This window comes from Limosilactobacillus caccae (genome assembly GCF_900156885.1).
Classification (GTDB): domain Bacteria; phylum Bacillota; class Bacilli; order Lactobacillales; family Lactobacillaceae; genus Limosilactobacillus; species Limosilactobacillus caccae.
Map to the genome: position 1 here is coordinate 1 of NZ_FTOY01000011.1, position 26091 is coordinate 26091.

The window sequence follows — 26091 nt, forward strand, 5'->3', positions numbered from 1 at the left end:
TTGTACTTTGAAAACTAAATAATATCTAATTTCTTTATTCATAAAACAATAAACCGAGAACACCGCGTTATTTGAGTTTTATTAACGAAATAATCGCTAACTCAATTAATCAAACGATCGTCAGATCGTTTAGGTTAAGTTATGAAGGGCGCATGGTGAATGCCTTGGTACTAGGAGCCGATGAAGGACGGGACTAACACCGATATGCTTCGGGGAGCGGTAAGTACGCTTTGATCCGGAGATTTCCGAATGGGGAAACCCAATCAGCTTAATCGCTGATTACTTGACTAGTGAATCTATAGCTAGCAAGGGGAAGACGCAGTGAACTGAAACATCTTAGTAGCTGCAGGAAGAGAAAGAAAATTCGATTCCCTGAGTAGCGGCGAGCGAAAAGGGAAGAGCCCAAACCAACGAGCTTGCTTGTTGGGGTTGTAGGACTGAACATTAGAGTTACCAAAGTGCGACGTAGTCGCAACAGTTGGGAAGCTGTGCCAAAGAGGGTGAGAGCCCCGTAGACGAAACGTCACACTCTCTATTCAGGATCCTGAGTACGGCGGGACACGTGAAACCCCGTCGGAAGCAGCGAGGACCATCTCGCAAGGCTAAATACTACCTAGTGACCGATAGTGAACCAGTACCGTGAGGGAAAGGTGAAAAGCACCCCGGAAGGGGAGTGAAATAGTTCCTGAAACCATGTGCCTACAAGCTGTCGGAGCCCGTTAATGGGTGACGGCGTGCCTCTTGCAGAATGAACCGGCGAGTTACGATTGCATGCAAGGTTAAGGTGGAAAAACCGGAGCCGTAGCGAAAGCGAGTCTTAAATGGGCGCATAAAGTATGTAGTTGTAGACCCGAAACCAGGTGACCTACCCATGTCCAGGTTGAAGGTGCGGTAAAGCGCACTGGAGGACCGAACCCGTGTCAGTTGAAAATGGCTGGGATGAGGTGTGGGTAGCGGTGAAATTCCAAACGAACTTGGAGATAGCTGGTTCTCTCCGAAATCTCTTTAGGGGGAGCCTTGAGGTAAAGAATCGTGGAGGTAGAGCTACTGTTTGGACAAGGGGCCCGTCATGGGTTACCAACTTCAGATAAACTCCGAATGCCATTGATTTATACTCAGGAGTCAGACGATGAGTGATAAGATCCACCGTCGAAAGGGGAACAGCCCAGATCACCAGTTAAGGTCCCTAAATATATGCTAAGTGGAAAAGGATGTGGAGTTGCATAGACAACTAGGATGTTGGCTTAGAAGCAGCCACCATTTAAAGAGTGCGTAATAGCTCACTAGTCGAGTGATCCTGCGCCGAAAATGTACCGGGGCTAAGCATATTACCGAAACTGTGGATGTGCACTACGTGCACGTGATAGGAGAGCGTTCTAAGGGCGGCGAAGTCAGACCGTGAGGACTGGTGGAGCGCTTAGAAGTGAGAATGCCGGTATGAGTAGCGAAAGACAGGTGAGAATCCTGTCCACCGAATGACTAAGGTTTCCTGGGGAAGGCTCGTCCTCCCAGGGTAAGTCGGGACCTAAGCCGAGGCCGAGAGGCGTAGGCGATGGATAACAGGTTGAGATTCCTGTACCAGTTAACTGCGTTTGACGATGGAGGGACGCAGGAGGCTAAGCAAACCGTACGATTGGAAGAGTACGGCCAAGCAGTAAGTCAGGATGTGAGTGAAATGCTTACATCCGGGTTGACAAGCTGTGATGGGGAGCGAAATTATAGTAGCGAAGTTGCCGATGTCACACTGCCGAGAAAAGCTTCTAAGGAGTAGTTAACTGCCCGTACCGCAAACCGACACAGGTAGTCGAGGAGAGAATCCTAAGGTGAGCGAGAGAACTCTCGTTAAGGAACTCGGCAAAATGACCCCGTAACTTCGGGAGAAGGGGTGCTGGCCGCAAGGCCAGCCGCAGTGAATAGGCCCAGGCGACTGTTTATCAAAAACACAGGTTTCTGCAAAATCGTAAGATGAAGTATAGGGGCTGACGCCTGCCCGGTGCTGGAAGGTTAAAAGGATGGGTTAGCTTCGGCGAAGCTCAGAATTGAAGCCCCAGTAAACGGCGGCCGTAACTATAACGGTCCTAAGGTAGCGAAATTCCTTGTCGGGTAAGTTCCGACCCGCACGAAAGGCGTAACGATCTGGGCGCTGTCTCAACGAGAGACTCGGTGAAATTGAAATCCCTGTGAAGATGCAGGGTACCCGCGACAGGACGGAAAGACCCCATGGAGCTTTACTGTAGCTTGATATTGAGTGTTTGTACTGCTTGTACAGGATAGGTAGGAGCCATAGAAGTCGGAACGCTAGTTTCGACAGAGGCGTTGGTGGGATACTACCCTTGCATTATGACCACTCTAACCCGCAGCACTAAGCGTGCTGGGAGACAGTGTCAGGTGGGCAGTTTGACTGGGGCGGTCGCCTCCCAAAAGGTAACGGAGGCGCCCAAAGGTTCGCTCAGTATGGTTGGAAATCATGCGCAGAGTGTAAAGGCACAAGCGAGCTTGACTGCGAGACAGACAGGTCGAGCAGGGACGAAAGTCGGGCTTAGTGATCCGGTGGTTCCGTATGGAAGGGCCATCGCTCAACGGATAAAAGCTACCCTGGGGATAACAGGCTTATCTCCCCCAAGAGTCCACATCGACGGGGAGGTTTGGCACCTCGATGTCGGCTCATCGCATCCTGGGGCTGTAGTCGGTCCCAAGGGTTGGGCTGTTCGCCCATTAAAGCGGTACGCGAGCTGGGTTCAGAACGTCGTGAGACAGTTCGGTCCCTATCCGTCGCGGGCGTAGGAAATTTGCGAGGACCTGTCCTTAGTACGAGAGGACCGGGATGGACATACCGCTGGTGTACCAGTTGTTCCGCCAGGAGCATCGCTGGGTAGCTATGTATGGATGAGATAAACGCTGAAAGCATCTAAGTGTGAAACTCGCCTCAAGATGAGATTTCCCATTCCTTTATGGAAGTAAGACCCCTCAGAGATGATGAGGTAGATAGGATGGAAGTGGAAGTGCTGTGAGGCATGGAGCGGACCATTACTAATCGGTCGAGGACTTAACCAAGCAGAGCGGTCAGGTATATTGTTAGGAAGAAGATATTATTTAGTTTTGAGAGCACAAGCTCTCGTCCGAGAGGACAAGTAGTGTGGTGATGATGGCTTGAAGGATACACCTGTTCCCATGCCGAACACAGAAGTTAAGCTTCAACACGCCGAAAGTAGTTGGGGGATCGCTCCCTGCGAGGATAGGACGTTGCCACGCGTTATTCCGGCATAGCTCAGTTGGTAGAGCACCTGACTGTTAATCAGGTTGTCGTCAGTTCGAGTCTGACTGCCGGAGTTGCTTAAGATGTTGACTGCCCTCGGTTAGTTAGCATCTTTTCTTTTTATGCCAACTTAGCTCAGCTGGTAGAGCATCTCCCTCGTAAAGAGAAGGTCGGAGGTTCGACTCCTCTAGTTGGCATTTTTTATTTTTAAATAGTTTTTATACTTGGACTATTATAGTCACCGGTGCAACTTACATTTAGTTAGCAGCGGTGACTCTTTATTATGGCAGAAAAACATGAAATTATTACTCCGGTTTTCAAAAGTAAGCCGAGCAATTTAAAAAAGCATCTTTTTATGGCCTGGCCAACAGTCAAAGCCCAGCTTAAGGAGCCAAATCAACTTTAGCAACAGATATTGCCAAAGTGGCTATTTGTTATGCTCATTAATTGGCAGAAACTAGGCCGTACCTACCTTGTTTGTAGAAAGACTGACTATTACTCAGTATCTGTTTGCTTACTATGGGCAAAAACAGTTCAAGCAGAATGTCATGAATAACGAAAGGATCATGAACCACCAAATGCGGGTGCCCATGATCCTTATTTTTCAATTTGTAGAGATGCAGCGCTAAATACTATTTTTTATAAAGTTTGCGATAAAACTGCGACAAAAATTCTACTTCTGGCCAGCGTACCTAAGTTATCTTATGGGTGGCTTTTGCTATCTTATCCCGGCATTAATAATATAGAAATTCAATGTCGTTTAGGTAATCGATTAATGGCTTATCGGTAAGCGTTGCGCGAAGAACTTCATCGGGGTCGGTTGAATTGATGGTCTTTGCGGTTTCGCCATTATCAGTCGATAGTAACCACGCAACGGCAAGGGATTTGTCGTCGCCATAGATTGGCCCTAAGTAGTATGGCTTACCTTCAAAGATAAACTCGATATCCATTTGGATGGTAATTGACTCTTTTAAGGCATTTATTAGCTTTTGCTTCTCAGTATCATTCATTTTGCTACCTCATTAGTTTTTTGGCCTAGCTGCTCCTGCTTTAATTATACAATGACCTGGTAATATAAGGTTAAATCTACTTAAGAGTCGCCGATTCAACGCTAGTGCAGAATTTGTTTAGGTTAATTGACTTCAATATTGTTCTTTAGTAATCTGAGTAAAACAGCTGGCGCAGTTTCCCATTAAACATGATGGAGTAGCCGCCCGCGAGAATTTTGTTCAGAGGAATAGCAAATTGAAAAGAAAAAACTACTTGCCGTCAGAATTGATTAGTCAAATTAATAAGGATAGTCAACTAACCTGGGAAAATTTAATCATCCTTGTTTGTGCAATTTTTATTGCCTGCATTGGCTTAAACTTAAATTCAACCGCCACCGTCATCGGGGCAATGCTCCTTTCGCCATTAATGGGACCACTGTTAGCCATTGGGAGCGGCGTGGCGTTGTATCAATCAAAGTTATTTAAGCGTGGAATCGGCGCGTTAATTGTGGAAGCGGGGATCAGTATCATCACTTCGACCCTGTATTTTGCCTTTTAGCCGCTGAGCTATGCCAGTCAAGAGATTATTGCCCGGACCAGCCCGACAATCTGGGACGTTTTGGTGGCCTTCTTTGGTGGAGTTGCAGGTATTATCGGTGCCCGGAAGTCAGGAGCAACCAATGTTGTCGCGGGGGTGGCAATTGCGACGGCACTGATGCCACCGTTGTGTACCGTGGGTTACGCAGTCGCCGCGCATAATCTCCAATACTTTCTTGGGGCTGGATACCTCTTTGTGATTAATGCGGTTTTCATCATTTTGACGTCCTTTCTCGGGGTTAAGATGATGAAACTCCTTCATGACAACGGGTCGTTGAAGACTGATTTGCGGCAATTAACTTTTCGCAAAGTACTGGTATTGATTGCCCTGGTAATCTTAATCATCCCCAGTTTTTGGTCGGCCAAGCAATTGGTAAACAAATCAGTTGTGGAGGCAAACGTCCAACACTTCATTGCTGATAAGTTGACTACAACGGAAATCATTAAGCAGCAGGTCGATATGGAAAAACACACCATCAACTTAACGGTGACCGGTTCCCAGCTTACGACAAGTCGCCTAAAGGAACTAAAACAGCAATTGCCGTCATATCACTTAAAAGGTTATTCGCTAAATATTATCCATATTGCATCGATTGATACCGTCAGTGAAAAGCAGCTCAACAACCGGGTAACGAACATTGTCAACCAGCAACAACAAAAGCTTGCGGAAAAGCAAGAAAAAGAGTTGGCAAAACAGGAGAAGCGTAACCAGCAAATTAAAAAGCTGTCACCGGAGATTGCCTCGGTAATGGCGGTGAATGACCAGGATAAGCAAAAACAAGTCGTCCTCATTGAGCTGAAGAGCAAGCTAGAAAAAGATGAAAAGACGAAGATTGAAAAGAAGATCATGGACCGTTACCCAGAAATTCATAAGGTGGAATTTGTCCAAAAAGATGACTAGGCCGCTGACCTAAATCCTCGCTTATCACGTTAAATCCTGTTAAACTATTCAATAAAATAATTGAAGAGGATAAGATCATGTTTGAACAGGCAAAAGAATATAAGGACCAACTATACAAAGAGCTATCGCGCGTCGGAAAGGGGCTTAGTAGCGATCGGCGGTTAGAAATCCTTGACCTCCTCACCCAGGCGCCGAAAACTGTTGACGAGATTGCTAAGGCGGCAGGAATTAGTGTTGCGAACACCTCCCGGCACTTGCAAGTATTAAAGGATAGCCACCTGGTCAAGACTGCCCGGGACGGTAACCACATCATTTACCGTGTCAGTTCTCCACAAATCACGGAGCTCGTTCACCTATTAATCGCGATTGGTGAAAATGAACTTTCGGAGATGAAAGTCATTCAGGAGCAGGCTGACTCACGGGAAAACGTCAAAATAATCTCCCTTGAGGAGGCCCAAAAAGAGTGTGAAGATAGTGTTGTTCTGGACGTGCGGCCGGCTGATGAATACGCGGCGGGACATATCCAAGCGGCAGTAAACATTCCGTTGGATACGCTGGAAGAGAAAATGACGACCCTCCCAAGGGATCAGCAAATCATTGTTTACTGTCGGGGAAGACTGTGTGCTAATTCCAATATTGCAACGCAAATCCTAAATCAAAATGGTTTTCATGCAAAAAGTTTAAATTGTAGTTACTATGATTGGCAACGAGTAAGTGAATAGGAAAAAATGACTTAACGACAAACGGTTAGGTCATTTTTCTTTTAAACTTTTTTATTGACTTACAAAAAGTATGTGGTAATATTTAACTATTCAATAAATTAGTTGAATAGTTAAAGGGGATTTTCCAATGGTAACGAAAACGACAATTAAGCCCTTAACTTTAATTGCGTTTGAAAACAACTGGTGCGCCCAGTGCTATACGGAGCGACCAGTGGTAAAGAATATTCAGCAAAAATTTGCGGCTGACCTAGATGTTCACCTTGTTAATGCGGATCAGAATCCCACGTTAACGGAAAAGTATGGGATCTATTCAGCACCGAGCCTAGTTTTACTAAAAAATGGGGAAGTTGTTGAAGAGGTTTCCCGCTTTGTTGATGAACAGCAACTAACGACAATAATTAGCTATTACAGATAAGAGGAGCGATGACGATGATTAAGAATTTAACGGATAAGGATTTTGCAAAAGAAACGGCGACCGGGGTAACCCTGACTGACTTTTGGGCAACTTGGTGTCCACCATGTCGGATGCAAGGCCCAATTGTCGAAGAACTTGATAAAGAAATGGGCGACCAGGTCAAGTTTACGAAGATGGATGTTGACGAAAACCAAGCAACCCCAATGTCATTTGGGATCATGTCCATCCCGACCTTGATCGTTAAGAAGGATGGCAAGGTCGTCGATAAGCTAGTCGGCCTGCACAGCAAGGACCAGTTAAAGGCCGTCCTCGCTCAGTACACGAATTAACGGGGTGTCATAATGGAAAAATTAGCAGTAATGAATAAGCAAGAATTAGAAGAAAAGCTCAGTAATGGTAAGTATGTGCTGACATTTATGGCAACTTGGTGCCCAGATTGCAGTTTTATCAAGCCCCACTTACCGGAAATTGAAAAGGACTTTGCGGACTACCACTTTATTAGTGTTGACCGTGATGAGAATATCGACCTTGCCCAGGAGTTAAATGTTTTCGGGATTCCGAGCTTCATTGTTTACCAGGATGGGAAAGAGGTTGACCGTTTTGTAAATAAGGACCGCAAGACCAAGGAAGAAGTTGAAAACTTTCTTACAGCAGCGGATAACTAAGGAGAACAAAATGAAGAAGTACGATGTAATTGTAATTGGTGCCGGCCCCGGGGGAATGACGGCGGCGATGTACGCTGCCCGGGCTAACCTTAACGTTGCGATGCTTGATCGCGGGGTGTACGGCGGACAAATGAATAATACTGATGATGTCGAAAACTATCCGGGATTCACTTCGATTAAGGGTCCTGAACTAGGGGAGAAGATGTATCAAAGTGCGGTCAACGCCGGGGTTGAATTTGTCTATGGCGATGTCCAACAGGTGACCGTTGGTGACGACCAGCTAAAGACGGTAAAAACTGACAGTGACGAGTTGGTGGCGCCCGCAGTGATTATCGCAACCGGGTCAACTAACCGTAAGCTGGGGGTTCCTGGTGAAGAAGAATTTTCTGGCAAGGGTGTTTCCTATTGTGCCGTTTGCGACGGGGCATTTTTCAAGAATAAGGACGTCACGGTTGTCGGCGGCGGTGATTCGGCCATTTCAGAAGGACTGTACCTCGCAAACGTGACTGATGAGGTCAACGTGATTCACCACCGGGACCAATTGCGTGCCCAGAAAGTTTTACAAGACCGCGCATTTGATAATGATAAGATGGACTTTACCTGGGACACCAGGGTAACCGCGATTGTCGGCGATGATACGCACGTAACCGGCGTGAAGGTCCACAACAACAAGACCGGGGAAGATCAGATTGTCGATACCGATGGGGTCTTTGTTTACGTTGGTAATATTCCAAATAGCCAGATGTTTAAGAACTTGAAGATCACCGATAAGGCCGGTTGGATTGTTACGAATGATGAGATGGAAACGAGCATTCCGGGGATCTTTGCGATCGGGGATGTCCGCCAAAAGAAGTTACGGCAAATTACAACCGCGGTTGGTGATGGCGGAATTGCTGGGCAAAATGCCTTTGAATACGTTGAATCACTAAAACACCAAGCTCTCGCAACACAATCGGAGGTCACTAATGGAAATTAAGTATTGGTCAGATATCGCCTGCCCATTTTGCTATATCGGGTCGAACCGGATGAAACGGGCGATGAAAGAAGTCGGCATTTACGAGCAAACGCCACTAGAATTTAAGTCGTTTGAGCTTGATCCGACGACACCAAAAGAAACTGATGAAAGCTACCTTAACCACTTTACCCATGGTGATCAGGCGCGCGAACCACAGGCAAAGAAGCAGATGGAAGCCATTGAAAAGATGGCCCATGACGATGACTTGCCGATGGATATTAATCGCGTTATTCCAACGAACACGGTCGATGCCCACCGCTTAATCAAGCTGGCGGAAAGGAAGAATGATCCCGCCTTAACCGAACGGGTTATTAGTCGCTTTTACAAGGTATACTTTAACGATGGAAAGTCGATTGCGGACCACGATGTGTTACTAGCGGCAGCGGTTGAAGCTGGTCTGGCTAAGGATGAGGTTGAAGCAGTTTTAAATTCTGACAAGTACCGGCAAGAAGTAGTCAATGATGAAACCGAAGCCCAGCAACTAGGGATTCACGGGGCGCCATTCTTTGTGATTAACAATAAGTATGCGATCAGTGGCGCGCAACCATACGAGACCTTTGTGCAGGCGTTGAAGCAAATTCAAGAAGAAGAACAATAGGAGATTATCAATGGCTGACGATGAAAAAAAGTTGCAACCACTAACCGCATTAACTAACAATGATGCGGCTGGTGTTTGTGGGCCGGATGGCTGCAAGATTGCAGACCACCGGCAAAAGGAAAAAGAGAAGCAAGTGGATAAATAAAAAAATGGATTTAGGTGAAGCACTGGCGTTTTCACCTAAATCCATTTTTATTTAACTTAGTTTGTCATGACTAGTCGACGACTACTGGAGTATTTTTTTGAGGTAGTGGTGAATCTCACTAATCTTAGTTGGTCCATGCGTAAGCGAGGAAATCGCAATGTGAAGATTTAGTGTATCCTTGGGAAACACCATTAAGTTGTAATCATGGCGATCATGAAGAACCTGGTTAGCAATTGCGGTAGTGGTAATCGTAGTTGCGTGCTGCGAAATTGCGATTTCGGTTGCAAGCTGAATTGACGACACTGTTGCCAGCTGTTTAATCTGAATTTTATTTGTGGCAAGAAAATTATTGACCAGAACCTGGATGAAGGAACTGTCATTTGCTTCAACATAGGTAGAGCCGTTTAAGGTTGCTAGATTATTTTCTGAAAAGGGACAGTATAGTCTTCCTGGACGATAAAGTGGACAGCTAGCAGGAATTAAGAGGGCAAGTTCTTGTAGGGGCAGGGGGCTAATATTGATTAACGGATTATTCCACTTGGGGCCAACCAAAATGTCAATGTTTTTATCGAGAAGGTCGCCTTCGGTGGGCCGTTGCCCATCAACAATGATATTAAATTTGACGGTTGGAAAGTGCTTGATTAGCTGGTCAGAAATAGCAATAATTCGCTCATGACCAAGGAGGGAGATTAAGCTAATCGTGACCGTTTGACTTTCCTGCTTTTTTAACTGGGCAATATTTCGTTGCATTTGGACCTGTGCTTGCTGAATTTGCCGAAGATCATTAAGAACCGTTCTCCCGGCGAGAGTTAATTTAAGTGGCTGCTTGTTTCGCTCAATAAGCGTAACTTGGTACTTATCTTCCATTTGTTTGATGAGGCGACTTATGTATGGCTGGCTTAGAAAAAGCGATTGCGCCAGGTCCGTGATGGTATTACTGGTCGTGATGTTTTCAAGAATTTGAATTTGCCGGTTTAAATTATTCATATTTTTCTCCATAACTAATTAGTTATAATCAATGATTTATTAAGTATTTCACAATGCGGTAAATTGGGATGATAATAAAGATGCTGAAATAAACTATGCTAATTCTATTATATGGAGGAATCGATGATGGTCAATCGGATTACAAAAATTTTAGGGATTGAAAAGCCAATTATTCAAGGACCGTTATTTTGGCTAACTAATGCAAAGTTAGTTGCAGCGGTTTCAAATGCTGGTGGATTAGGAGTCCTTGGCGCTGCTGCAGGGCAGTATAAGCCAACGGGAAATACTGCAATCACCGTTGACAACATGCGAAAAGAAATTGTTGCGACGAAGAAGCTTACGGATAAGCCTTTTGGGTTAAGCTTAATGTTTGACGATGACCCTAGTAAGGATCGTCATGCGCAGCCGATGATTGATTTGATGGTGGAAGAGAATGTACCGGTTGCGGTCGTTTATGCTAACCACTATATCCCAAAATGGTTTGATCTCTTAAAAGAAAAGGGGATCAAGATCGTCTATCGTCCAGCCACGCCGACCAAAGCGGTTGTAAAAGATGCAGTTGACCATGGCGTTGACGTAATCGTTGCAACGGGTTTTGATGAAGGGGGAACAGTTCCTTCTAATGTAATTGGGACATTTTCAATTGTGCCTTACATTGTTGACGTTGTTGATGGACAAGTTCCAGTAATGGCTGCCGGTGGTATTGCGGATGAACGTGGTGTCCGGGCTGCATTTGACCTGGGAGCAGAAGGAATCTTTGCCGGAACTGCCTTTTTGGCAACTGATGAAGCGCCAATGGCCGAAAATATTAAGGAACAACTTGTTAAATTAGATGCTGAAGATGAAGTGATGTTTAAGGCAGAATCAAAGTACTACCGTTCAATTCCCGGGACGTTACCTGCTAAACTTGTCAAGATGAGTGAAGAAGGAAAGAGTAACGAGGAAGTATGGCGTGCGGCAGACCATTACAAGGGAATGCAACGAGGGATGGTCGAAGGCGATCTAGATAATGGCTATGCTTCATTTGGGATGGGGATGTCATTTATTAAAAAGATTGAACCGGTTAAGACGGTAGTTGACCGCCTTGCGAAGGGAATTCCAACGAAATAGCTGCGAGAAACTGACGATGTGAGTAGCAAAAGCTGCGGCATCGTCTTTTATTTAAGGAGGAAAAAGTTAATGGCAAGACATCATGCTAATCATGAATATGTACTGCCACGGGCTAATTTGCCATTCTGGTATCAAAACTTTCATAATGATCACGCGGAATATGTTGCACCGCATTGGCATGAAGCAATTGAAATTTTGTATGTTTATCGCGGATTAGTAACTGGTTTTATGATTGACCAGCAACAGTACACGGTTGCGGAGGGGCAAATGCTAGTAGTCCCATCTGAAGCAGTTCATGCTGTAGATACTCCACCAATGTTTCATGAGTCGATCTCATTACAGTTTCCACATAAGATGATTGCCGAATTATACCCGCAAATTCAACAACGCCAATTTATTACTAATGACCGGCAACAATGGAAGAAACATCAGAAACAAGCTTATAAGCAATTGCAACCAATTTTGCAAAAAATGTTTGAACTAACTGCCACACCGTTAAAGAGTGTTGATAATATTTTAATCACAGCACTCGCCTACCAGGCACTGTATATCTTAATTAATGGTTTTACTATTGCGGCAAGTTCAGAAAAACAGCTTCACCGTAATAACAAATTGGTAGTTGAAATTGTTGACTTTATCGAAGAACACTTGAAGGAGCCGCTTTCGTTAACTGAGTTAGCGGCACAGTTAAATTATTCCAAGGATTACTTATCACGACGGTTTAAGCAGGAAACCGGGATGACCATCCATCACTATTTAATTTGTCAACGAGCAAGGCAGGCTTATTATGAACTGCAGCAACGTGATGCGCCATTATATATAATTGCTCATGACTGTGGCTTTAATAGTCTACGTTCAATGGACCGCGCATTGAAAGTGAATTACCAGAAGACTGCTTTTCAGATTGCGCGCGAGCAATGAAGAGTGAGGTCGTTTTTTGCGGGTTAAAGGTCGCTTTTTGTCGTTTGTAGCGCTTTCACGGGTGCTAGGATAATTAGTGAAGCGAGGAACCGCTTACAAATCATCCTAGGAGGTATTATTCAAATGGCAACGACGCTTAGTAAGAAAAGTTGGCTGTTTAAAACATCACTTTTATCAATTTCATTGCTGACCGCTAGCGCACCAGCAGTCGCTGCAACTATTCCAGCGATGGCTCGGAGCTTAAAGGGCGTTTCATTGACAAGTGTTGAAACGGTCTCATCAATTCCTAATTTGGGACTATTAATATTTGTTTTTCTTTCACCGTGGATTGTAAAAGTTCTTGGCGAGAAAAAGACGGTAATGCTAGGGGTAGTTATTACCCTTTTAGCCGGAATAACGCCGGTTTTTACGAATAATTTTACGGTTATTCTTATTTCCCGGTTCATTCTTGGTTGTGGAATTGGAATGTTTAATTCACTTGCTTATAGTTTAATCTCGATCTTTTATGAAGGTAGCGAACGGGCAACGATGCTCGGCTTTCAAGCTGCTACTGGGCAGATTGGAACCTCAATTTTGGAATTTATTGTTGGACTGTTATTAGTTGAAGGATGGCATATTACCTATTGGGTATACGCGATCTCCCTTCTGCCATTGATTTTATTTGGTTTATTTATCCCAGACCGGTCTGCAACACAACAGCAATCACAATCAATGCATTTTTCACTTGCAGCAATTTTTTACGCAATCTTTTCCTTCTTTGTCTATGCTGCTTACCTTACATCAAGCTACAAGTTAGCAACATTAATTATTAAAAAGGGTTACGGGAGTCAGCGAGTCAGGCTAGTTATGTTCTTGCAATTGGCACGCTCCTCGGCTTTATCTCCGGCCTCTTCTTTGGCAAAGTCGATAAGGTTATTGGAAAGAAGATTATTCCTTGTGTATTGATAGCATTTATTGTGCTATTTGTAGGAATCGGTAGCTCACGGCAGTTAATTTTGACTGGAATTTTATATGCCATTGTTGCGGCAATCTTGAGTTGGCTACAAGCAGCAACGATGAATGAAGCAGCGGCATACAGTGATGCTGCGTCGCAAACTTTGACTTCGTCGCTCATCCTCGTTGGCATAAATTTAGGAGTATTTGCTAACCCGGCAGTTAATCGTGTTATCGGTAGTTGGATTGGTAATTATAGTGCCCAAGCAAGCTTTGCGATTGCTAGTGGCCTCTTTATCGTCGCCCTTATCCTCTACTGGGTATTTGTCCGGATTCTTAAGATGGGCCAGCAAAACTAGGGCGGTTAAGTTACCAGTGTTTTTGAGAAAGAAGTGGAGAAAAAATGAAAATGATTGTTAGCTATCCTGATAATGTTCTTAATGCGGGTGATACTGCAGCTATTACTGAGGCTGCCCGTCAAATGTTCAAAGCAGGTGATGATAAACGTGACGCGGGTCTACCACATGTCTTAAAAGGTGTTACCCGGCATGACGACCTTTCCTATGGTCCTGATCCAAAATGGAATTTACTTGATATTTATACCCCAACCAACTATACGGGAAAATTACCAACAATTATCAGCAGCCATGGTGGCGACTGGTGTTACGGGACGAAGGAAACTTACCAGTACTTTGGAATGACCTTAGCGCAAAAGGGCTTTGCCTTTGTTAACTTTAACTATCACTTGGCACCAACGGCAACTTATCCTGAGCAAACGCTTGAAGCAAACAAGGTTATGCACTGGGTTGCTGCTAACGCCGAAAAGTATGACTTAGATCTTAATAACGTTATTTTGACTGGTGATAGTGCAGGTGCACAGATTACGGCCCAGCTTCTGGTAGCATATACTAATCCAAAATATCGGCAGTTATTTAATGGTGATATTACGGTTCCAAAGTTTAATATTCGGGCAGGAATTTTAAACTCAGGTTCATGCTTTGTACTAACGCCGGGGATGATTGATCCAGTATCGAGTGCTTACTTTACTCCTGAAAAGGTTGCTTCTTGTAAGGAACAGCTTGAAGTGGAAAAGTATATGACAACTGCCTTACCACCACTATTCATTCAAAGTGGTTCAATTGATATGCTGCGGGACCTTGATAGTCAGTTATATGGCTATTTAATGGCAAAAGGCATTAAGGCAGTTCATCGGGTATACGGAACACCAGATGAGCCACAAGACCATGACTTTATTATGGACCCTTGTCACAATGAAGTAGCAATGCAGGCAATTGATGATGAAGTAGCTTTTATTCGGGAATACCTGAAGTAAAGCCATAAGAAAAAGCAGCAAGCAAGGAGTAGCCTTTAATCACTGTAATACATTATCAAGGGCATTATTGTATTCATCAGCGCCTTTCTTTAGCATTTAATCCATTTCTTGATTATCCATAACGATCACCTCCAGTCTTATTAACTACGAACTAATGAAAATGGTATATTTTGTTATGTTCTCCGTGTTAAATCTAAACTCAAACGCTTGATAATATCATCAATTGCAATTCTTTTGATTGCGTTTATATTGCTAACGTATGTATAATATATATCGAAGAGCGGTAAAATAATGATGAGGTGATAGGATGACAAAAACGTATAGCTTGCGGTTAGATGAAAAGACTAGGGATGACGCAAAAAAAGTATTTGATGATCTGGGAATGGATTTTTCAACTGGTATCAAAGTTTATTTGAAACAAGTAATTAAAACTAACGGGATTCCTTTTGAATTGTCTAATCGTTCATCTAGCATTGATCGTTCACTAAAAGAGTTAAAAGCTGGTGATTATAAGTCATTTAATTCTGTTGATGATTTATTTGACGACTTAAATAATTAGGGGGACTTAGATTGATTATTAATCGAACCTCTGAATTTAAGCGGTCTTACAAGAAATTAAAGCGAAAACATTATGATATGGATAAGCTTAAAAATGTAATTGAGTTAATCGTAAATAATGATCTTGATACGCTACGCCAAAAGCACAAACTCCACCAACTTAAGGGCAAGTATCACGGATTGAGTGAAGTACACGTTGACCGTCAGTACAACGATAACTGGTTATTAGTTTATGTTATTCATAATGAGCAGCTAACAATTTTAGATTTAATTGACACGGGTAGTCACGATCAAATATTTAGATAAAAAGGCTTGTCACTGTTTGAAGCAGCAAGCCTTTTTTTATAGCTTTACAGGAACGCCGGAATGCTTAATGTATGCACTATGCACGATAAAGAGACTAGTTATTTGAAAATAATAAAACGCAAATTTAATTATTATTTTTTAATCCCAGTAATTCAAACGGACTCATAATAAAAAGTCGTTCGGTTTATCTGTGCCTCTTGGGTAATTTGACGAATGGTGATCTTGTCAAGACCTTCTTGTTGGCTTCATTTAGATAAGGGGCTGTGCGAGTGATTTTAGCATATTAGTATAAAAAATTTTGGCGTCTAGAAGGGGGGCACCACCAAAAATTTTAAGGTCTCGCATGACCGTTGCTTGTTCTTGTGGAATACTAATGTAGTTATTTATTGTTGGCAACAGTACGTTGATTTGTTCGATGAAATGATAAAGCTGTTCAGTAGCGGCCCTAGGAAATTCCTGCTTTGTAATTATAAACATCGTCCTAAAGAATGGGACGGTACTGGTTTTAAATTCTTTCATCTGGGCAATCCCGACTTTGGTTTCCATCACTGTTTGGTGAAGCGCGAGGAGTTTCAAAAATAGACGGTGATGAAGAAAGATTGCAACCAGGTTAGCACAAAAGTCTTCGAGGCCAATAGGTTTAGTAAATTTAACCTGCATCTCTTTAGCAACGGTGATGTATTCCCGCTTGCTTAATTCTAGAAAAAGAGCTTCCTTGGAATGAAAGTAGCTATATAAGGCAGGTCGTGATAATCCAATTGACTTTGCAATACTAGTTAAACTGAGATCTTCGTAATTGTTATCCATAAATAGTTCACTAGCGGCATTGAGAATATCTGTATAGCGTTGATCTAGCTCTGCCTGTGAGCGAGCACGTAATTTTCCCATCTTAATATCCTCCTTTATGTAAATCAAATTTTATCATATAAATTACTGACCGTAAAATAATAATTGACACAATGTAATTTATATCATATTATAATTTACACATTGTAAATTATTTGGAGGAACGAAATGAAAAATTTATTTGAAAAAGTAGCGTTAAATGATAAGGTAACTCTCCCTAACCGAATTGTGATGGCGCCGACTACTACCTGGTCGAGTAATAGTGATTTAACAGTATCAAACCAAGAATTAGCGTATTACCAAGCCAGAGCCCATGATATTAGTATGTTAATAACTGCATGTGCCCATGTTTCAGCAAATGGGATTGGCTTTACTGATGAGATTGGGGTATATGATGACCGCTTTATTCCTGGCCTTACGAAATTAGCGAAGACAATTAAGCACAATGGAGTTAAGGCCGTTCTCCAAATTAATCATGCTGGGAACAAGGCCTTACCTGAACTTATTGGAGCGGATAACGTTGTTAGTGTAAGCCAAATTAAGACGGATATGATTCCTAATCCTGCAGTTCCCCGTGAACTAACTGACGAGGAAATTCAGCAAATAATTCGTGATTTTGGTGAAGCAACGCGACGTGCGATCCAAGCTGGCTTTGATGGAATCGAGTTACATGGGGCCCACGGTTTTCTCATTCAAAATTTTCTTTCACCACACTTCAACCAGCGAAATGATAAGTGGGGTGGTTCGTTAACTAAGCGAATGCGGTTTGGCCTGGCAGTATTCGATGAGGTTAAACGGGTCGCTAATAAATATGCTGATGGTTCATTTATTATTGGTTGGCGGCTTTCACCAGACGAACATTATGCTGATGGCCTCCGCATCAATGATACCAAGGTGATGGTTGATGAATTGATTAAGCGAGGGGTAACGTACGTTCATGCTTCACTGACAAATGCGGTAACTGCGGTACCGCGGGATACCGATGGAAAGCAAACCTATGTAGAAAGTTTAGCTGCTGAAATTAATGGCCGGGTTCCATTAATGGTAGCAGGGATGCTGCAAACTGGAATTGATGCGCAAAAGGCATTGGACTGCGGGGCTGATCTCGTGGCGATTGCCCATGGATTGGTAACGGATCTTGACTGGGTAAAAAAAGTCCGGTCCGGTAAAAATGACCAGCTTCATTTATCAATTAGCCAGGATGAGTTAAGGCAACTTTATATTCCTGATGGCTTATGGACAACCATTCAAAACTCAGGGTCATGGTTTGAGATTAAATAAAGTAGTGAAATGACTTTCCCATAAACGTTAATAAGGCTCCAGAGGTCGGAACTTTCCGCACTTTGGAGCCTTATTGATGGACTGTAATTCTTTTTATTTATTATAAAAATGATCAATGATTGCTTGGTTGAATTTTTTTGCTTCAACGTAAAAGAGCATGTGACCACCTTTACCAAAGGTGATTTCTTTGCCGTTTTGAACTTCCTGGGCTTCCCATGTTCCCTGTTCTTTACTGCGGGGAAAAATACTACTATTCCCGGCAAAAACTAGTGTTGGTACATCAATTGTCTTAAGAATTGATGTGAAGTCGTTATTACTTTTTTTCTTCCATTTCCATATGGCTCTTTCCCCATTCAAAGAGATCACCCATTGTGTAAATTAAACTCTTACCGGTATCAGTAAGGTGGTAGGTAACTGACGGGGGAACGGTCCCCTTGGAAATCCGCTTTAATAGGCCGTCTTCTTCCAGCTCCCGCAAGCTCTTTGTCAACATTGTGTTGGTAATTGAACCGATGCTGCGCTTCAATTCATTGTAATGCTGACCATCGTTGAGCATCAGATACCACATTACCGGAATTTTCCACTTGGAACCAATGATTTTCATTGAATAGAGAATTGGGCATTGTTGTGGCATATTTTCGTGGAAATACTTAATCTTTTCATCAAATTCTTTTTGATTCATCGTTATCCCTCCAAAAAAATTTAAAGGAAGAAAAATGTGCGTACTTGTTTTTCCTTTTCTTGAATAATACAATTACTTCAGTTGCTCGTCAAGAGATGAAATCAAAACTAAGGAGTGAGTAAAATGCCATTCATAATGTCACGAGTAAATGTAAAATTACCAAAGAGTAAGGAACTGATGTTGAAGAAGCGACTAGGACAAGCAATTGCTAACGTTCCTGGCAAGAGCGAAGAAGTTTTGATGGTCGGCTTTCAAGATAATTATTCATTGTACTTGCGGGGAAATGGTGATGAACCATTAGCATATATTGAAGTTGCTATTTTCGGGACTGAACACCATCTCGGTTACCAGGGATTAAATGCCGATATTACCCAGGCATTTTACGATGTCTTAGGGATTGAACCGGACCACCTCTACATTAAATATGATGATATTACTAGTTGGGGTGTTCAAGGACAGTTCATTGATCGTCGCGATTATATGTGACGAATTATTTTTTTACCCTTTAAGGAAGAAAAATGTGCGTACTTGTTATTTTGTATTTACGCACATAAAATAAAATCATCGATTAACACAAAACAGATAAAGGAGACTTATTAAACATGGATAAAAAGTATGAACCACTATTTCAACCGTACACTTTGAACAACGGTGTTGAAATTAAGAACCGTTTAGTTGTTGCACCACTGACTGTTTATGATGCAGGGCCCGATGGTGAATTAACGCCTGCTTCACGGAAGTTCTGGCATGACCGTTTTAATGGCTTTGGGATGTGGATCATTCCATTTACCAATGTTCACCCAAGTGGAATTGGTTTTGAGTCACCAAACGCATTTAGCGAAGACCACCTCGCTAACTTAAAGGAATATGCCCGCATTTCTCATGAACAAGGTGCAAAAGCAGTTATCCAGCTTGCTCATGCGGGGGTCAACGCTGATGCATCGATGACCCGGGGCAATGGCGTCTGGGGGCCAAGTGCGATGCCATACTTCAACGCCCGGGCAATGACCGACGCTGAGGTTCGTGAAATCATTCATTCATTTGCTTATGCGACTGAATTAGCAATCAGGGCAGGGCTTGATGGTGTCGAAATTCATGGTGCCAATGGATGGTTAATTCAACAATTTGTTTCCGCTAACTACAACCAGCGGACTGACCACTGGGGCGGAACGATGGAAAAACGTTTCAACTTCCCACTGGAAATCATTGATGCCGTTGATGAAGTACGGCAAAAGCTTAACCGGCCTGACTTTATTGTTGGTTACCGTTTCTCGCCTGAAGAACCCGGTGCTTACGGTTTAACGATGAAGGAAACGTTAGCGCTTGTTGACCGTTTAGTTGAAAAGCCACTGCAATACATCCACATTTCACTATGGAACTTCTACAAGAAGGTTCGTCGTGGTGGTGATACGAATATGACCCGGATGGAAGCCGTTCACGACCGGATTAATGGTCGTTTGCCATTCATCGGTGTCGGGGACCTCTTTGCTGAAGAAAAGGGATTAAAGGCCTTCAACACTGGTTGGGCAGACTTCCTGGCAGTTGGTGGGTCAGTAGAATTGAACCCGCACCTTGTCCAAATGATTAAGGACGGTAAGGAAGACGAAATTCAAAGTGAATTTGATTGGGAAAAGATGGACTCTTACCGGTTCACGCCAGCAATGCTTTACGGAACGCTTGCCGGTAATGCAATGTTCCCGAAAGTTAAGCAAAAGTAATCATCAAAGGAGGTAAATGACAATGGCAAAATTAACAATTACGGCAGTTACAGATCCGATGATGGGGATGCTGTGGGAAACCTGGCCAACCATGCGCAAGTTGGAAACTCATTTTGGTGAGCAAATTGACTTCAAGTTTATGATGGGGCAATTGGTAAAGGATGTCTATGACCTGGTTGACCCTAATGTCGTCAAGATGTACGGCAAGAAAGTGGCGTTAAACCAATATTGGACCCGGTTGATGCAGGTTTACTTACAAGAAGAGCAGATTGCGGGGATGCCGATTTACATGGGCGGTAATGAACGGCTATTTGATGATACCCACACGTCTTCAACGCCACTTGATTTAGGATTACGGGCGATTGCTGGTCACGATGAGAAGCTTGAAGACCAGGTCCTGTATGAGATGCAATATGATACGGTCGTAAAAAATTTGCAGACCAATGATCTTAAGTACCTGACAGGTCTAGCTGAAAAGTTTGGGATTGACCAGCAACAATTTACAACTCGTTACCAGTCAACTGGTTTAGCAAATGAATTGGCGCAAGAACAGCAAATTATGCAACAAATGCAAATCGACCAGTTGCCAGCTTACCTCCTTACCTATGGTGGGAAAACATATGTGGTGAAGGGAATTCCAAAATATGATGAATGGAAAAAGCTGATTGACCAGGCAACGGAAAGTCAGCTTAAAGAAGGGGCAGTTAAGTTTGACCTGCCGACAGTGACGGCATTTATTAACCGCCACCCACATATCTCAAGTTTGGAATTAAAAGAAGCATTTGATGTAAAAGACGAGCATGACGTAATTGACATGCTAAAAGACAGTTCATTAGATAAAAAGAAAGTTAAGGCAACCATTTTCTATCAAAAGAGTTAGGAGGCACAGTAATGGAACAATTAGCACTAGCAACGAAGCGGGGGAGCGTTTTAACGGGCGTATTATTTGATGCTCCGCAGGCCAAAACATCGACGGTAGTAATTGCAATTACCGGGATTCACGGGAACTTTTATTCCAACCCCTTCTATGTGAATATCGGTAACACCCTTTCAAAAGCCGGGATTGACTTTATTTATGCGCAAACAGCCGATGCATTTGGGGAGATTCCTACCTTAAATGTTAAGACGGGGAAAGAAGAAATAATCGGTTCATGGAATGAAGATTTCCATAATACCGATGAAGATATTGAAGCCTACTTAAACTATGCGTATGACAAGGGCTACCAAAATGTAATTCTCGCGGGTCATTCGTTGGGTGCTAATAAGGTGATCTATTACTTAGCGCGGCACCATGATGACCGGATTAAGCACTTTATTTTCCTTAGTCCAGCAAACTTGGAACACTTAACGAGCGTTGTTACTGATGAACAAAAGAAGGCGATCCTTGACCAACGGCAACGTGGCCAAGGGGACCAGAAAATGCCCTTTGAGTTATTAGGGTGGATCCCCGGAACTGCTAATACTGATTACCAATGGGTATTTGATAACATCCTGAACAATGTCCACGTTGAAGCCGAAAAAGATTTTTCCCAGGTTGCCGCAATTAAGCAAAGCGGGGCGATGGTGATTGGTACTTACGACCGCTTTACCTATGGTGACCCTGCCGGCTTTCTTAAAAACATTAATGACCATATGCAAACAGCAAAGCAAAACAAGCTGATTTATATTGAAAAGACTGGTCACACTTACCAGCAAAAGGAACAGCAGTTAGCAAATAAACTATTAAAAGTTCTCCAGTCATGGGGATACTAACCTCGATTAGAAAGGAGAGTTGAAGTAATGAAGAAAAAATATGAACCACTATTTGAACCCTTTACGTTCAACAATGGGGTGCAATTAAAAAATAAATTAGTTGTTGCCCCAATTACCGTCTATGATTCAGGAAGCAATGGGGAATTGACCCCGACTGCCCGGAACTTCTGGCGTGATCGTTTCCGTGGCTTTGGGATGTTCATCATGCCTTTTACTAATGTTGCCCAGAGCGGGGTTGGTTTTGAGTCCCCTAATGCAATTGATGACGCAAATTTGCCGACGCTAAAGGAATATACGCAATTAGCCCATGATCAAGGAGCAAAGATTGTGATGCAAATTGCCCATGCTGGTTATAAGGCCAAAAAATGGATGACCAAGGGGCACCCGGTAGTGGCGCCGTCTGGTGATCGCCGTGGACGGGCCCGTTCAATGACTGGCGCAGAAGTTAAGCAAATGATTGACAACTTTGCGCACGCCGCTGAATTGGGACTTAAGGCTGGAATGGATGGTGTTGAGATCCAGGGTTCCAATGGCTGGCTAATTGAACAATTCTTTGCTGCTAATGTTAACCACCGGACAGATGAATGGGGCGGTAGTTTTGCGGCCCGGGTAAAGTTTTCAATGGCAATTATCGACGCAATTGATGCAGTTAGGAAGAAGTACAATCGACCTGACTTTATCATTGGCTATCGCTTTTCACCGGAACGGCCATACCAGGGCTTCACAATGAAGGACACCTTAGCCTTGGTCGATGAGTTAGTTAAAAAGCCACTGCAGTACCTTCATATTTCATTGCTCGGCTTCTACTCTCATCCACGGCGGGGAGCAAACCGCAATCTTACCCGGATGCAGGTATACCATGACCGGATTGCTGGTAAGCTACCGTTGATCGGTGTTGGTTCCCTCAAGACGGCGGACCAGATTCTTGATGCCTATAATACCGGCTGGGCGGACTTGATTGCCGTTGGCCGGGCGGTAATGTTGAACCCGGATTTAATTGACTTGATTAAAAATGATCACGAAGACCAGATTGAAACGAAATTTAACTGGAAAAACGCGGCTCACTATCGCTATACGCCTTCGATGCTGCAAGCTGAGCGTGACCATTTAGACTTGGCAATCCATAATCCACGGCCAGTAAGGCACAACTAAGAAGGGAGTGATGAATAATGTTACGACCCTTTGAAGTGACAACCAACTCCGGAAAAGTTTTACGCGGCAATATTTTTAAGACACCGCGGGCAAGGACAGTTGTTATCCTGGTGACCGGGGTTGAGGGAAATATTAACAACAATCCTTTCTATACTATTATTGGGAAAAAACTCGAAACGGCAAACATTGACCTCGTAGTTGCCCATCCCCGTGATGCCTTTAATCACGTCACGGCCTTTAACCGGGTGAGTGGTGAACGGGAAACATACGGTGCTTTTAATGAAGACTTTCATGATAGTGATGAAGATGTGGAAGCCTACTTGGCCTTTGCAAGGCAAGCAGGTTACGACCAAATCGTTCTTGGTGGTCAATCATTGGGGGCCAATAAGGTTATTCACTATCTCGCAGGCCATCCGGATGCGGCGGTCGATAAGTTCTTGTTAATGAGCCCTGTTAACGTGGAAGTGTTGCGGCAAAGTATCACGAAGCGTCAGCAACAAACTATCCAGGAATGGTTAGCAAATGGGAGGGCTAATAAGGTATTACCTTTCCGGCTCTTCCGTTGGCTTTCCAGTACGGCCCTTACGGCAAGCCGTTGGTTGACAGATGACACCCTTAACAACGTTCATCCTGGGCAAACCGGTGATTTTACGCAGCTGGAAAAAATTAACTATTCTGGTGCGCTGCTGATTGGGACTCGTGATCACTTTACAGGTGGTAACCCGGTTAACTACTTGCAAAACATCAACCACCACCTGCCAACGGCAAATGATAACCAGTTAGTATTCATTAAAAATACCGGTCACATCTACCGGCAAAAAGAGGGAGATGTGGCTGATGAGATACTTAAACTACTAAAACAATGGGCAAAGGAGTAGTTGATGATGGTTAAGTTTTGTCCCCAATGTGGGAGTGAAATGGTTAAACGGCAAATTAAGGGGAAGCAACGGCTGACCTGTTCGTGCTGTGGCTATGTTCATTGGAATGTCGAAAAGATAAGTGTAGGCGGTATAGTAACTAGGAAAGACCGGATATTACTTGTCCAGCGGGCGAACAACCCTGGTAAGGGGCGCTGGACGATTCCTGGCGGCTTTGTCGAACAGACTGAAACACTACCGGCAGCGATTGAGCGAGAAATTGCGGAAGAAACTGGAATTACCACAACTGCAAAGAAAATCGTTGCGATCGGTGAACTGCCTAATCCTAAGCAACATGATATTTATCTGACCTTTCAATTGGATTATTGCCACGGTCAAATTAAGAAACAGCAAGAAGAGGTTCTTAACGCGGGCTTCTTTTCGATTGAAGAAGCGGAAAAATTGCCCCTGGCAGATTTGACCCGCCAATTGCTGACACATTACTCCGGGGATAAACTAGGGATTAAGCAAAGCAAAATTGCCCCGCAACACGCGAATGGTTTTTATTTATATATGTAGAAAGAAGCCACTAACATTCAGGAAACGAATGCTAGTGGCTTCTTTGTAATATTAATTAGCGCAGGGCAAGTCCTTGGTCGTGAACCGCCTGGATAAGTTCATCACGGCTGCTTATTTGATCAGCTAACTTGGCACCATTGATTTGGTGGGTGAAGGAATCGATTCGCTTGTTGGCGTCACGAAGGTCGTAATACTTGGTGACAACCTCGTCGTAATCTTTGAGTTCATCAATCGTAAAGTCGTGTGGATATTCATTTTCAAAAACAAGCTGGTTAAGCGGTAGCCGTGGCTTTCGTTGGGGCTCCTGATCAGGAATCCCAACTTGCAGGCCAAGCACGGGGAAAGTCATCTTGGGAAGGTTGAGGACTTCAATCAGCCGCTTGGGTTCATTTTTGATTGACCCGAGGACCACCCCACCAAGACCAATGCTTTCAGCGGCAGTAAGGGCGTTTTGAACAGCCAATGTTGCGTCTTCCACCGCTTGCATAAAGAGGTCGGCCGTGTGCAAGCGACCATCATCGTTGCCGGACTGTTCCCGGATTTGTTGGTTTCGCCGGAGGTCAGCGAGAAAAATTAGGAGGTCACCGTTTGCTCCAACATAGGGTTGCTTACTGATTTCCCGGATTACTGCCCGCTTCTTGGGGTCAGTGATGTGGAGAATCGTCATTTGTTGGTAAAACATACTTGTCGACGTGTGACGGGCAGCCTCGTAGATAGTATTTAGTTGCTCATCACTCAATGATTGTGCCTTAAACTTACGAATTGACCGGTGGTTAACTTGCTTGTCGGTCGTTGAATTATGAATCATGAAAAAGCCTCCTATTCTTACTTCTAAGATAGCTAAAAAATAATCATTCAGCAAGAAATCTGCTGGTAGTAAAATAAGGGTAAAGGAAAAGGAGTGGTTGGATGAAAATCGGCTTTATCGGAACTGGTGTAATGGGCACCGGAATTATCAATAATTTGCTGAAACATGGTGAAGAGGTGTGGGCTTTTAACCGGACAAAGGAGCACGCTAAAGAAGTGATTAGCAATGGGGCCACATGGGTTAATAGCCCAGCAAAATTGACGGCCCAGGTCGACGTAGTGTTGACGATGGTCGGCTTCCCGCATGATGTCGAGGAGGTGTATTACGGCACGGACGGGATTATGCAGTCAGCCCGTGCCGGTCAGTACCTGATTGATATGACGACGAGCACGCCGGCGCTTGACCAACGTATTGCCCAAGATGGGGCCAAACGTGGAATCCACGTCCTCGATGCGCCGGTATCTGGTGGTGATATTGGGGCAAAAAGTGGAACCTTGACGGTAATGGTTGGCGGCGATCAAGATGACCTGGCCGCTCTTGACGGCTTGTTTCGTGAATTTAGCAAGGTAGTCACCTATTTTGGCCCGGCCGGGAGCGGTCAAAATGCCAAGATGGCAAATCAAATTATGATTGCTGGCACGATGACAGGAATGACAGAGGCTTTCGTTTACGCCAAGGCGGCTGGATTAGACTTACAACAGGTGATGACTACCCTTCAGGCAGGGGCAGCAGAAAACTTTAGCCTTGGAAGTTATGGACCGCGGATACTAAAAAACGATTACACGCCGGGTTTCTTTGCGAAGCATTTTCTAAAAGATCTGCGGATTGCGTTAACGACGGCCGAGCAATTAAAAGTGGACCTTCCGGGAACAACCGAAGCCAAACGCTTATACGAAAAACTAGTCGATGAAAAGGGCCACGGTAATGATGGTACCCAGGCCCTGATTAAACTATGGTGGGCTTAA

The 26091-nt window shown here is 43.8% G+C and carries 30 protein-coding genes, 2 tRNA genes, 2 rRNA genes and 1 pseudogene; 29 read left to right on the forward strand and 6 right to left on the reverse strand.

The window, feature by feature from the left end; translation table 11 throughout:
* Window positions 1–132 precede the first annotated feature (132 nt).
* From CZ502_RS06015 to CZ502_RS10930, 5 genes are all read left to right on the forward strand, one after another.
* Window positions 133–3054, forward strand: a 23S ribosomal RNA gene (locus tag CZ502_RS06015).
* A gap of 81 nt (window positions 3055–3135) precedes the next feature.
* Window positions 3136–3252 (forward strand): 5S ribosomal RNA (rrf, locus tag CZ502_RS06020).
* A 5-nt stretch (window positions 3253–3257) separates the two neighbouring features.
* Window positions 3258–3330, forward strand: a tRNA-Asn gene (locus tag CZ502_RS06025).
* Window positions 3331–3380: 50 nt separating this feature from the next.
* A tRNA-Thr gene (locus tag CZ502_RS06030) sits at window positions 3381–3453 on the forward strand.
* Window positions 3454–3539: 86 nt separating this feature from the next.
* Window positions 3540–3662 (forward strand): hypothetical protein, encoded by a 123-nt coding sequence (locus tag CZ502_RS10930; RefSeq protein ID WP_255372234.1) that lies wholly within the window; start codon window positions 3540–3542, stop codon window positions 3660–3662.
* 328 nt (window positions 3663–3990) lie between these two features.
* Here CZ502_RS10930 and CZ502_RS06035 read toward each other — a convergent pair whose 3' ends face one another.
* A complete protein-coding gene (locus CZ502_RS06035; protein ID WP_076460601.1) occupies window positions 3991–4266 on the reverse strand; it encodes a hypothetical protein in 276 nt (91 codons plus the stop codon).
* A 388-nt stretch (window positions 4267–4654) separates the two neighbouring features.
* Here CZ502_RS06035 and CZ502_RS06040 point away from each other — a divergent pair.
* The 8 genes and pseudogenes from CZ502_RS06040 (at window position 4655) to CZ502_RS10935 (ending at window position 9303) form a co-directional block, all read left to right on the forward strand.
* Window positions 4655–5743: pseudogene (locus tag CZ502_RS06040) on the forward strand (DUF389 domain-containing protein).
* A gap of 77 nt (window positions 5744–5820) precedes the next feature.
* Window positions 5821–6465 (forward strand): ArsR/SmtB family transcription factor, encoded by a 645-nt coding sequence (locus CZ502_RS06045; RefSeq protein WP_076460603.1) that lies wholly within the window; start codon window positions 5821–5823, stop codon window positions 6463–6465.
* A 127-nt stretch (window positions 6466–6592) separates the two neighbouring features.
* Window positions 6593–6880 (forward strand): thioredoxin family protein, encoded by a 288-nt coding sequence (locus tag CZ502_RS06050; protein ID WP_076460605.1) that lies wholly within the window; start codon window positions 6593–6595, stop codon window positions 6878–6880.
* A 14-nt stretch (window positions 6881–6894) separates the two neighbouring features.
* The gene (trxA, locus tag CZ502_RS06055; RefSeq protein ID WP_076460607.1) at window positions 6895–7209 is read left to right on the forward strand and encodes a thioredoxin; all 315 of its coding nucleotides are present in this window, start codon (window positions 6895–6897) and stop codon (window positions 7207–7209) included.
* Between the two features lie 12 nt (window positions 7210–7221).
* Entirely contained in the window at window positions 7222–7545 is a 324-nt protein-coding gene (locus CZ502_RS06060) for a thioredoxin family protein (RefSeq protein WP_076460609.1), read from the forward strand.
* Window positions 7546–7555: 10 nt separating this feature from the next.
* Window positions 7556–8521 carry a thioredoxin-disulfide reductase gene (gene trxB / locus CZ502_RS06065; RefSeq protein ID WP_076460611.1) on the forward strand — a complete coding sequence of 322 codons (966 nt, stop codon included), beginning with the start codon at window positions 7556–7558 and terminating at the stop codon, window positions 8519–8521.
* On the forward strand, window positions 8511–9158 hold the full coding sequence (locus CZ502_RS06070) for a DsbA family oxidoreductase (protein ID WP_076460613.1): 648 nt from the start codon (window positions 8511–8513) through the stop codon (window positions 9156–9158). The genes trxB and CZ502_RS06070 overlap by 11 nt, the downstream gene beginning before the upstream one ends.
* A gap of 10 nt (window positions 9159–9168) precedes the next feature.
* Window positions 9169–9303, forward strand: a complete 135-nt coding sequence (locus tag CZ502_RS10935; protein ID WP_255372235.1) for a hypothetical protein — start codon at window positions 9169–9171, stop codon at window positions 9301–9303.
* 81 nt (window positions 9304–9384) lie between these two features.
* Here the strand turns inward: CZ502_RS10935 and CZ502_RS06075 are convergent, their stop codons facing one another.
* A complete protein-coding gene (locus CZ502_RS06075; RefSeq protein ID WP_076460616.1) occupies window positions 9385–10290 on the reverse strand; it encodes a LysR family transcriptional regulator in 906 nt (301 codons plus the stop codon).
* Between the two features lie 123 nt (window positions 10291–10413).
* Here CZ502_RS06075 and CZ502_RS06080 point away from each other — a divergent pair, with 123 nt between their 5' ends.
* The 7 genes from CZ502_RS06080 (at window position 10414) to CZ502_RS06110 (ending at window position 15451) form a co-directional block, all read left to right on the forward strand.
* Window positions 10414–11400 carry an NAD(P)H-dependent flavin oxidoreductase gene (locus CZ502_RS06080; protein WP_076460619.1) on the forward strand — a complete coding sequence of 329 codons (987 nt, stop codon included), beginning with the start codon at window positions 10414–10416 and terminating at the stop codon, window positions 11398–11400.
* A 69-nt stretch (window positions 11401–11469) separates the two neighbouring features.
* On the forward strand, window positions 11470–12321 hold the full coding sequence (locus tag CZ502_RS06085; protein WP_076460622.1) for an AraC family transcriptional regulator: 852 nt from the start codon (window positions 11470–11472) through the stop codon (window positions 12319–12321).
* 123 nt (window positions 12322–12444) lie between these two features.
* Window positions 12445–13266 (forward strand): MFS transporter, encoded by an 822-nt coding sequence (locus tag CZ502_RS06090; protein WP_076460625.1) that lies wholly within the window; start codon window positions 12445–12447, stop codon window positions 13264–13266.
* Window positions 13267–13277: 11 nt separating this feature from the next.
* Window positions 13278–13613, forward strand: a complete 336-nt coding sequence (locus CZ502_RS06095) for a hypothetical protein (RefSeq protein WP_159434556.1) — start codon at window positions 13278–13280, stop codon at window positions 13611–13613.
* 44 nt (window positions 13614–13657) lie between these two features.
* A complete protein-coding gene (locus CZ502_RS06100) occupies window positions 13658–14587 on the forward strand; it encodes an alpha/beta hydrolase (protein ID WP_234982452.1) in 930 nt (309 codons plus the stop codon).
* Between the two features lie 307 nt (window positions 14588–14894).
* Window positions 14895–15146 (forward strand): type II toxin-antitoxin system RelB/DinJ family antitoxin, encoded by a 252-nt coding sequence (locus CZ502_RS06105; RefSeq protein ID WP_076460630.1) that lies wholly within the window; start codon window positions 14895–14897, stop codon window positions 15144–15146.
* A gap of 11 nt (window positions 15147–15157) precedes the next feature.
* Window positions 15158–15451, forward strand: coding sequence for a type II toxin-antitoxin system RelE/ParE family toxin (locus CZ502_RS06110; protein WP_076460632.1), 294 nt, complete (start codon window positions 15158–15160; stop codon window positions 15449–15451).
* A 249-nt stretch (window positions 15452–15700) separates the two neighbouring features.
* On the opposite strand, the gene CZ502_RS06115 is transcribed toward CZ502_RS06110, so the two are convergent.
* On the reverse strand, window positions 15701–16339 hold the full coding sequence (locus CZ502_RS06115; RefSeq protein WP_076460634.1) for a TetR/AcrR family transcriptional regulator: 639 nt from the start codon (window positions 16337–16339) through the stop codon (window positions 15701–15703).
* 126 nt (window positions 16340–16465) lie between these two features.
* Between CZ502_RS06115 and CZ502_RS06120 the strand changes: the two genes are divergently transcribed.
* Complete coding sequence (locus CZ502_RS06120) at window positions 16466–17578, forward strand: NADH-dependent flavin oxidoreductase (protein WP_076460636.1); 1113 nt, start codon at window positions 16466–16468, stop codon at window positions 17576–17578.
* A 93-nt stretch (window positions 17579–17671) separates the two neighbouring features.
* Here CZ502_RS06120 and CZ502_RS06125 read toward each other — a convergent pair whose 3' ends face one another.
* Together CZ502_RS06125 and CZ502_RS06130 are read right to left on the reverse strand one after the other, a co-directional pair.
* On the reverse strand, window positions 17672–17935 hold the full coding sequence (locus CZ502_RS06125; RefSeq protein ID WP_076460638.1) for an alpha/beta fold hydrolase: 264 nt from the start codon (window positions 17933–17935) through the stop codon (window positions 17672–17674).
* A complete protein-coding gene (locus CZ502_RS06130; protein WP_076460640.1) occupies window positions 17892–18260 on the reverse strand; it encodes a winged helix-turn-helix transcriptional regulator in 369 nt (122 codons plus the stop codon). Before CZ502_RS06130 ends, CZ502_RS06125 begins: the two co-directional genes overlap by 44 nt.
* A 123-nt stretch (window positions 18261–18383) precedes the next feature.
* On the opposite strand from CZ502_RS06130, the gene CZ502_RS06135 reads away from it, so the two are divergent.
* The 7 genes from CZ502_RS06135 (at window position 18384) to CZ502_RS06165 (ending at window position 24318) form a co-directional block, all read left to right on the forward strand.
* On the forward strand, window positions 18384–18746 hold the full coding sequence (locus CZ502_RS06135) for a phenylpyruvate tautomerase MIF-related protein (protein ID WP_076460642.1): 363 nt from the start codon (window positions 18384–18386) through the stop codon (window positions 18744–18746).
* 116 nt (window positions 18747–18862) lie between these two features.
* Window positions 18863–19978, forward strand: a complete 1116-nt coding sequence (locus tag CZ502_RS06140) for an NADH-dependent flavin oxidoreductase (RefSeq protein WP_076460644.1) — start codon at window positions 18863–18865, stop codon at window positions 19976–19978.
* Between the two features lie 22 nt (window positions 19979–20000).
* Window positions 20001–20858, forward strand: a complete 858-nt coding sequence (locus tag CZ502_RS06145; protein ID WP_076460646.1) for a DsbA family protein — start codon at window positions 20001–20003, stop codon at window positions 20856–20858.
* An 11-nt stretch (window positions 20859–20869) separates the two neighbouring features.
* Entirely contained in the window at window positions 20870–21730 is an 861-nt protein-coding gene (locus CZ502_RS06150; RefSeq protein ID WP_076460648.1) for an alpha/beta fold hydrolase, read from the forward strand.
* 27 nt (window positions 21731–21757) lie between these two features.
* Window positions 21758–22882: an NADH-dependent flavin oxidoreductase gene (locus CZ502_RS06155; RefSeq protein WP_076460650.1), complete on the forward strand. Its 1125-nt coding sequence runs from the start codon at window positions 21758–21760 to the stop codon at window positions 22880–22882.
* A 17-nt stretch (window positions 22883–22899) separates the two neighbouring features.
* On the forward strand, window positions 22900–23760 hold the full coding sequence (locus CZ502_RS06160; RefSeq protein ID WP_076460652.1) for an alpha/beta fold hydrolase: 861 nt from the start codon (window positions 22900–22902) through the stop codon (window positions 23758–23760).
* A gap of 3 nt (window positions 23761–23763) precedes the next feature.
* Window positions 23764–24318, forward strand: a complete 555-nt coding sequence (locus CZ502_RS06165) for an NUDIX domain-containing protein (RefSeq protein WP_076460654.1) — start codon at window positions 23764–23766, stop codon at window positions 24316–24318.
* 55 nt (window positions 24319–24373) lie between these two features.
* Here the strand turns inward: CZ502_RS06165 and CZ502_RS06170 are convergent, their stop codons facing one another.
* Window positions 24374–25126, reverse strand: coding sequence for an NADPH-dependent oxidoreductase (locus CZ502_RS06170; protein ID WP_076460656.1), 753 nt, complete (start codon window positions 25124–25126; stop codon window positions 24374–24376).
* Window positions 25127–25227: 101 nt separating this feature from the next.
* Between CZ502_RS06170 and CZ502_RS06175 the strand changes: the two genes are divergently transcribed.
* Window positions 25228–26091: an NAD(P)-dependent oxidoreductase gene (locus CZ502_RS06175; protein ID WP_076460658.1), complete on the forward strand. Its 864-nt coding sequence runs from the start codon at window positions 25228–25230 to the stop codon at window positions 26089–26091.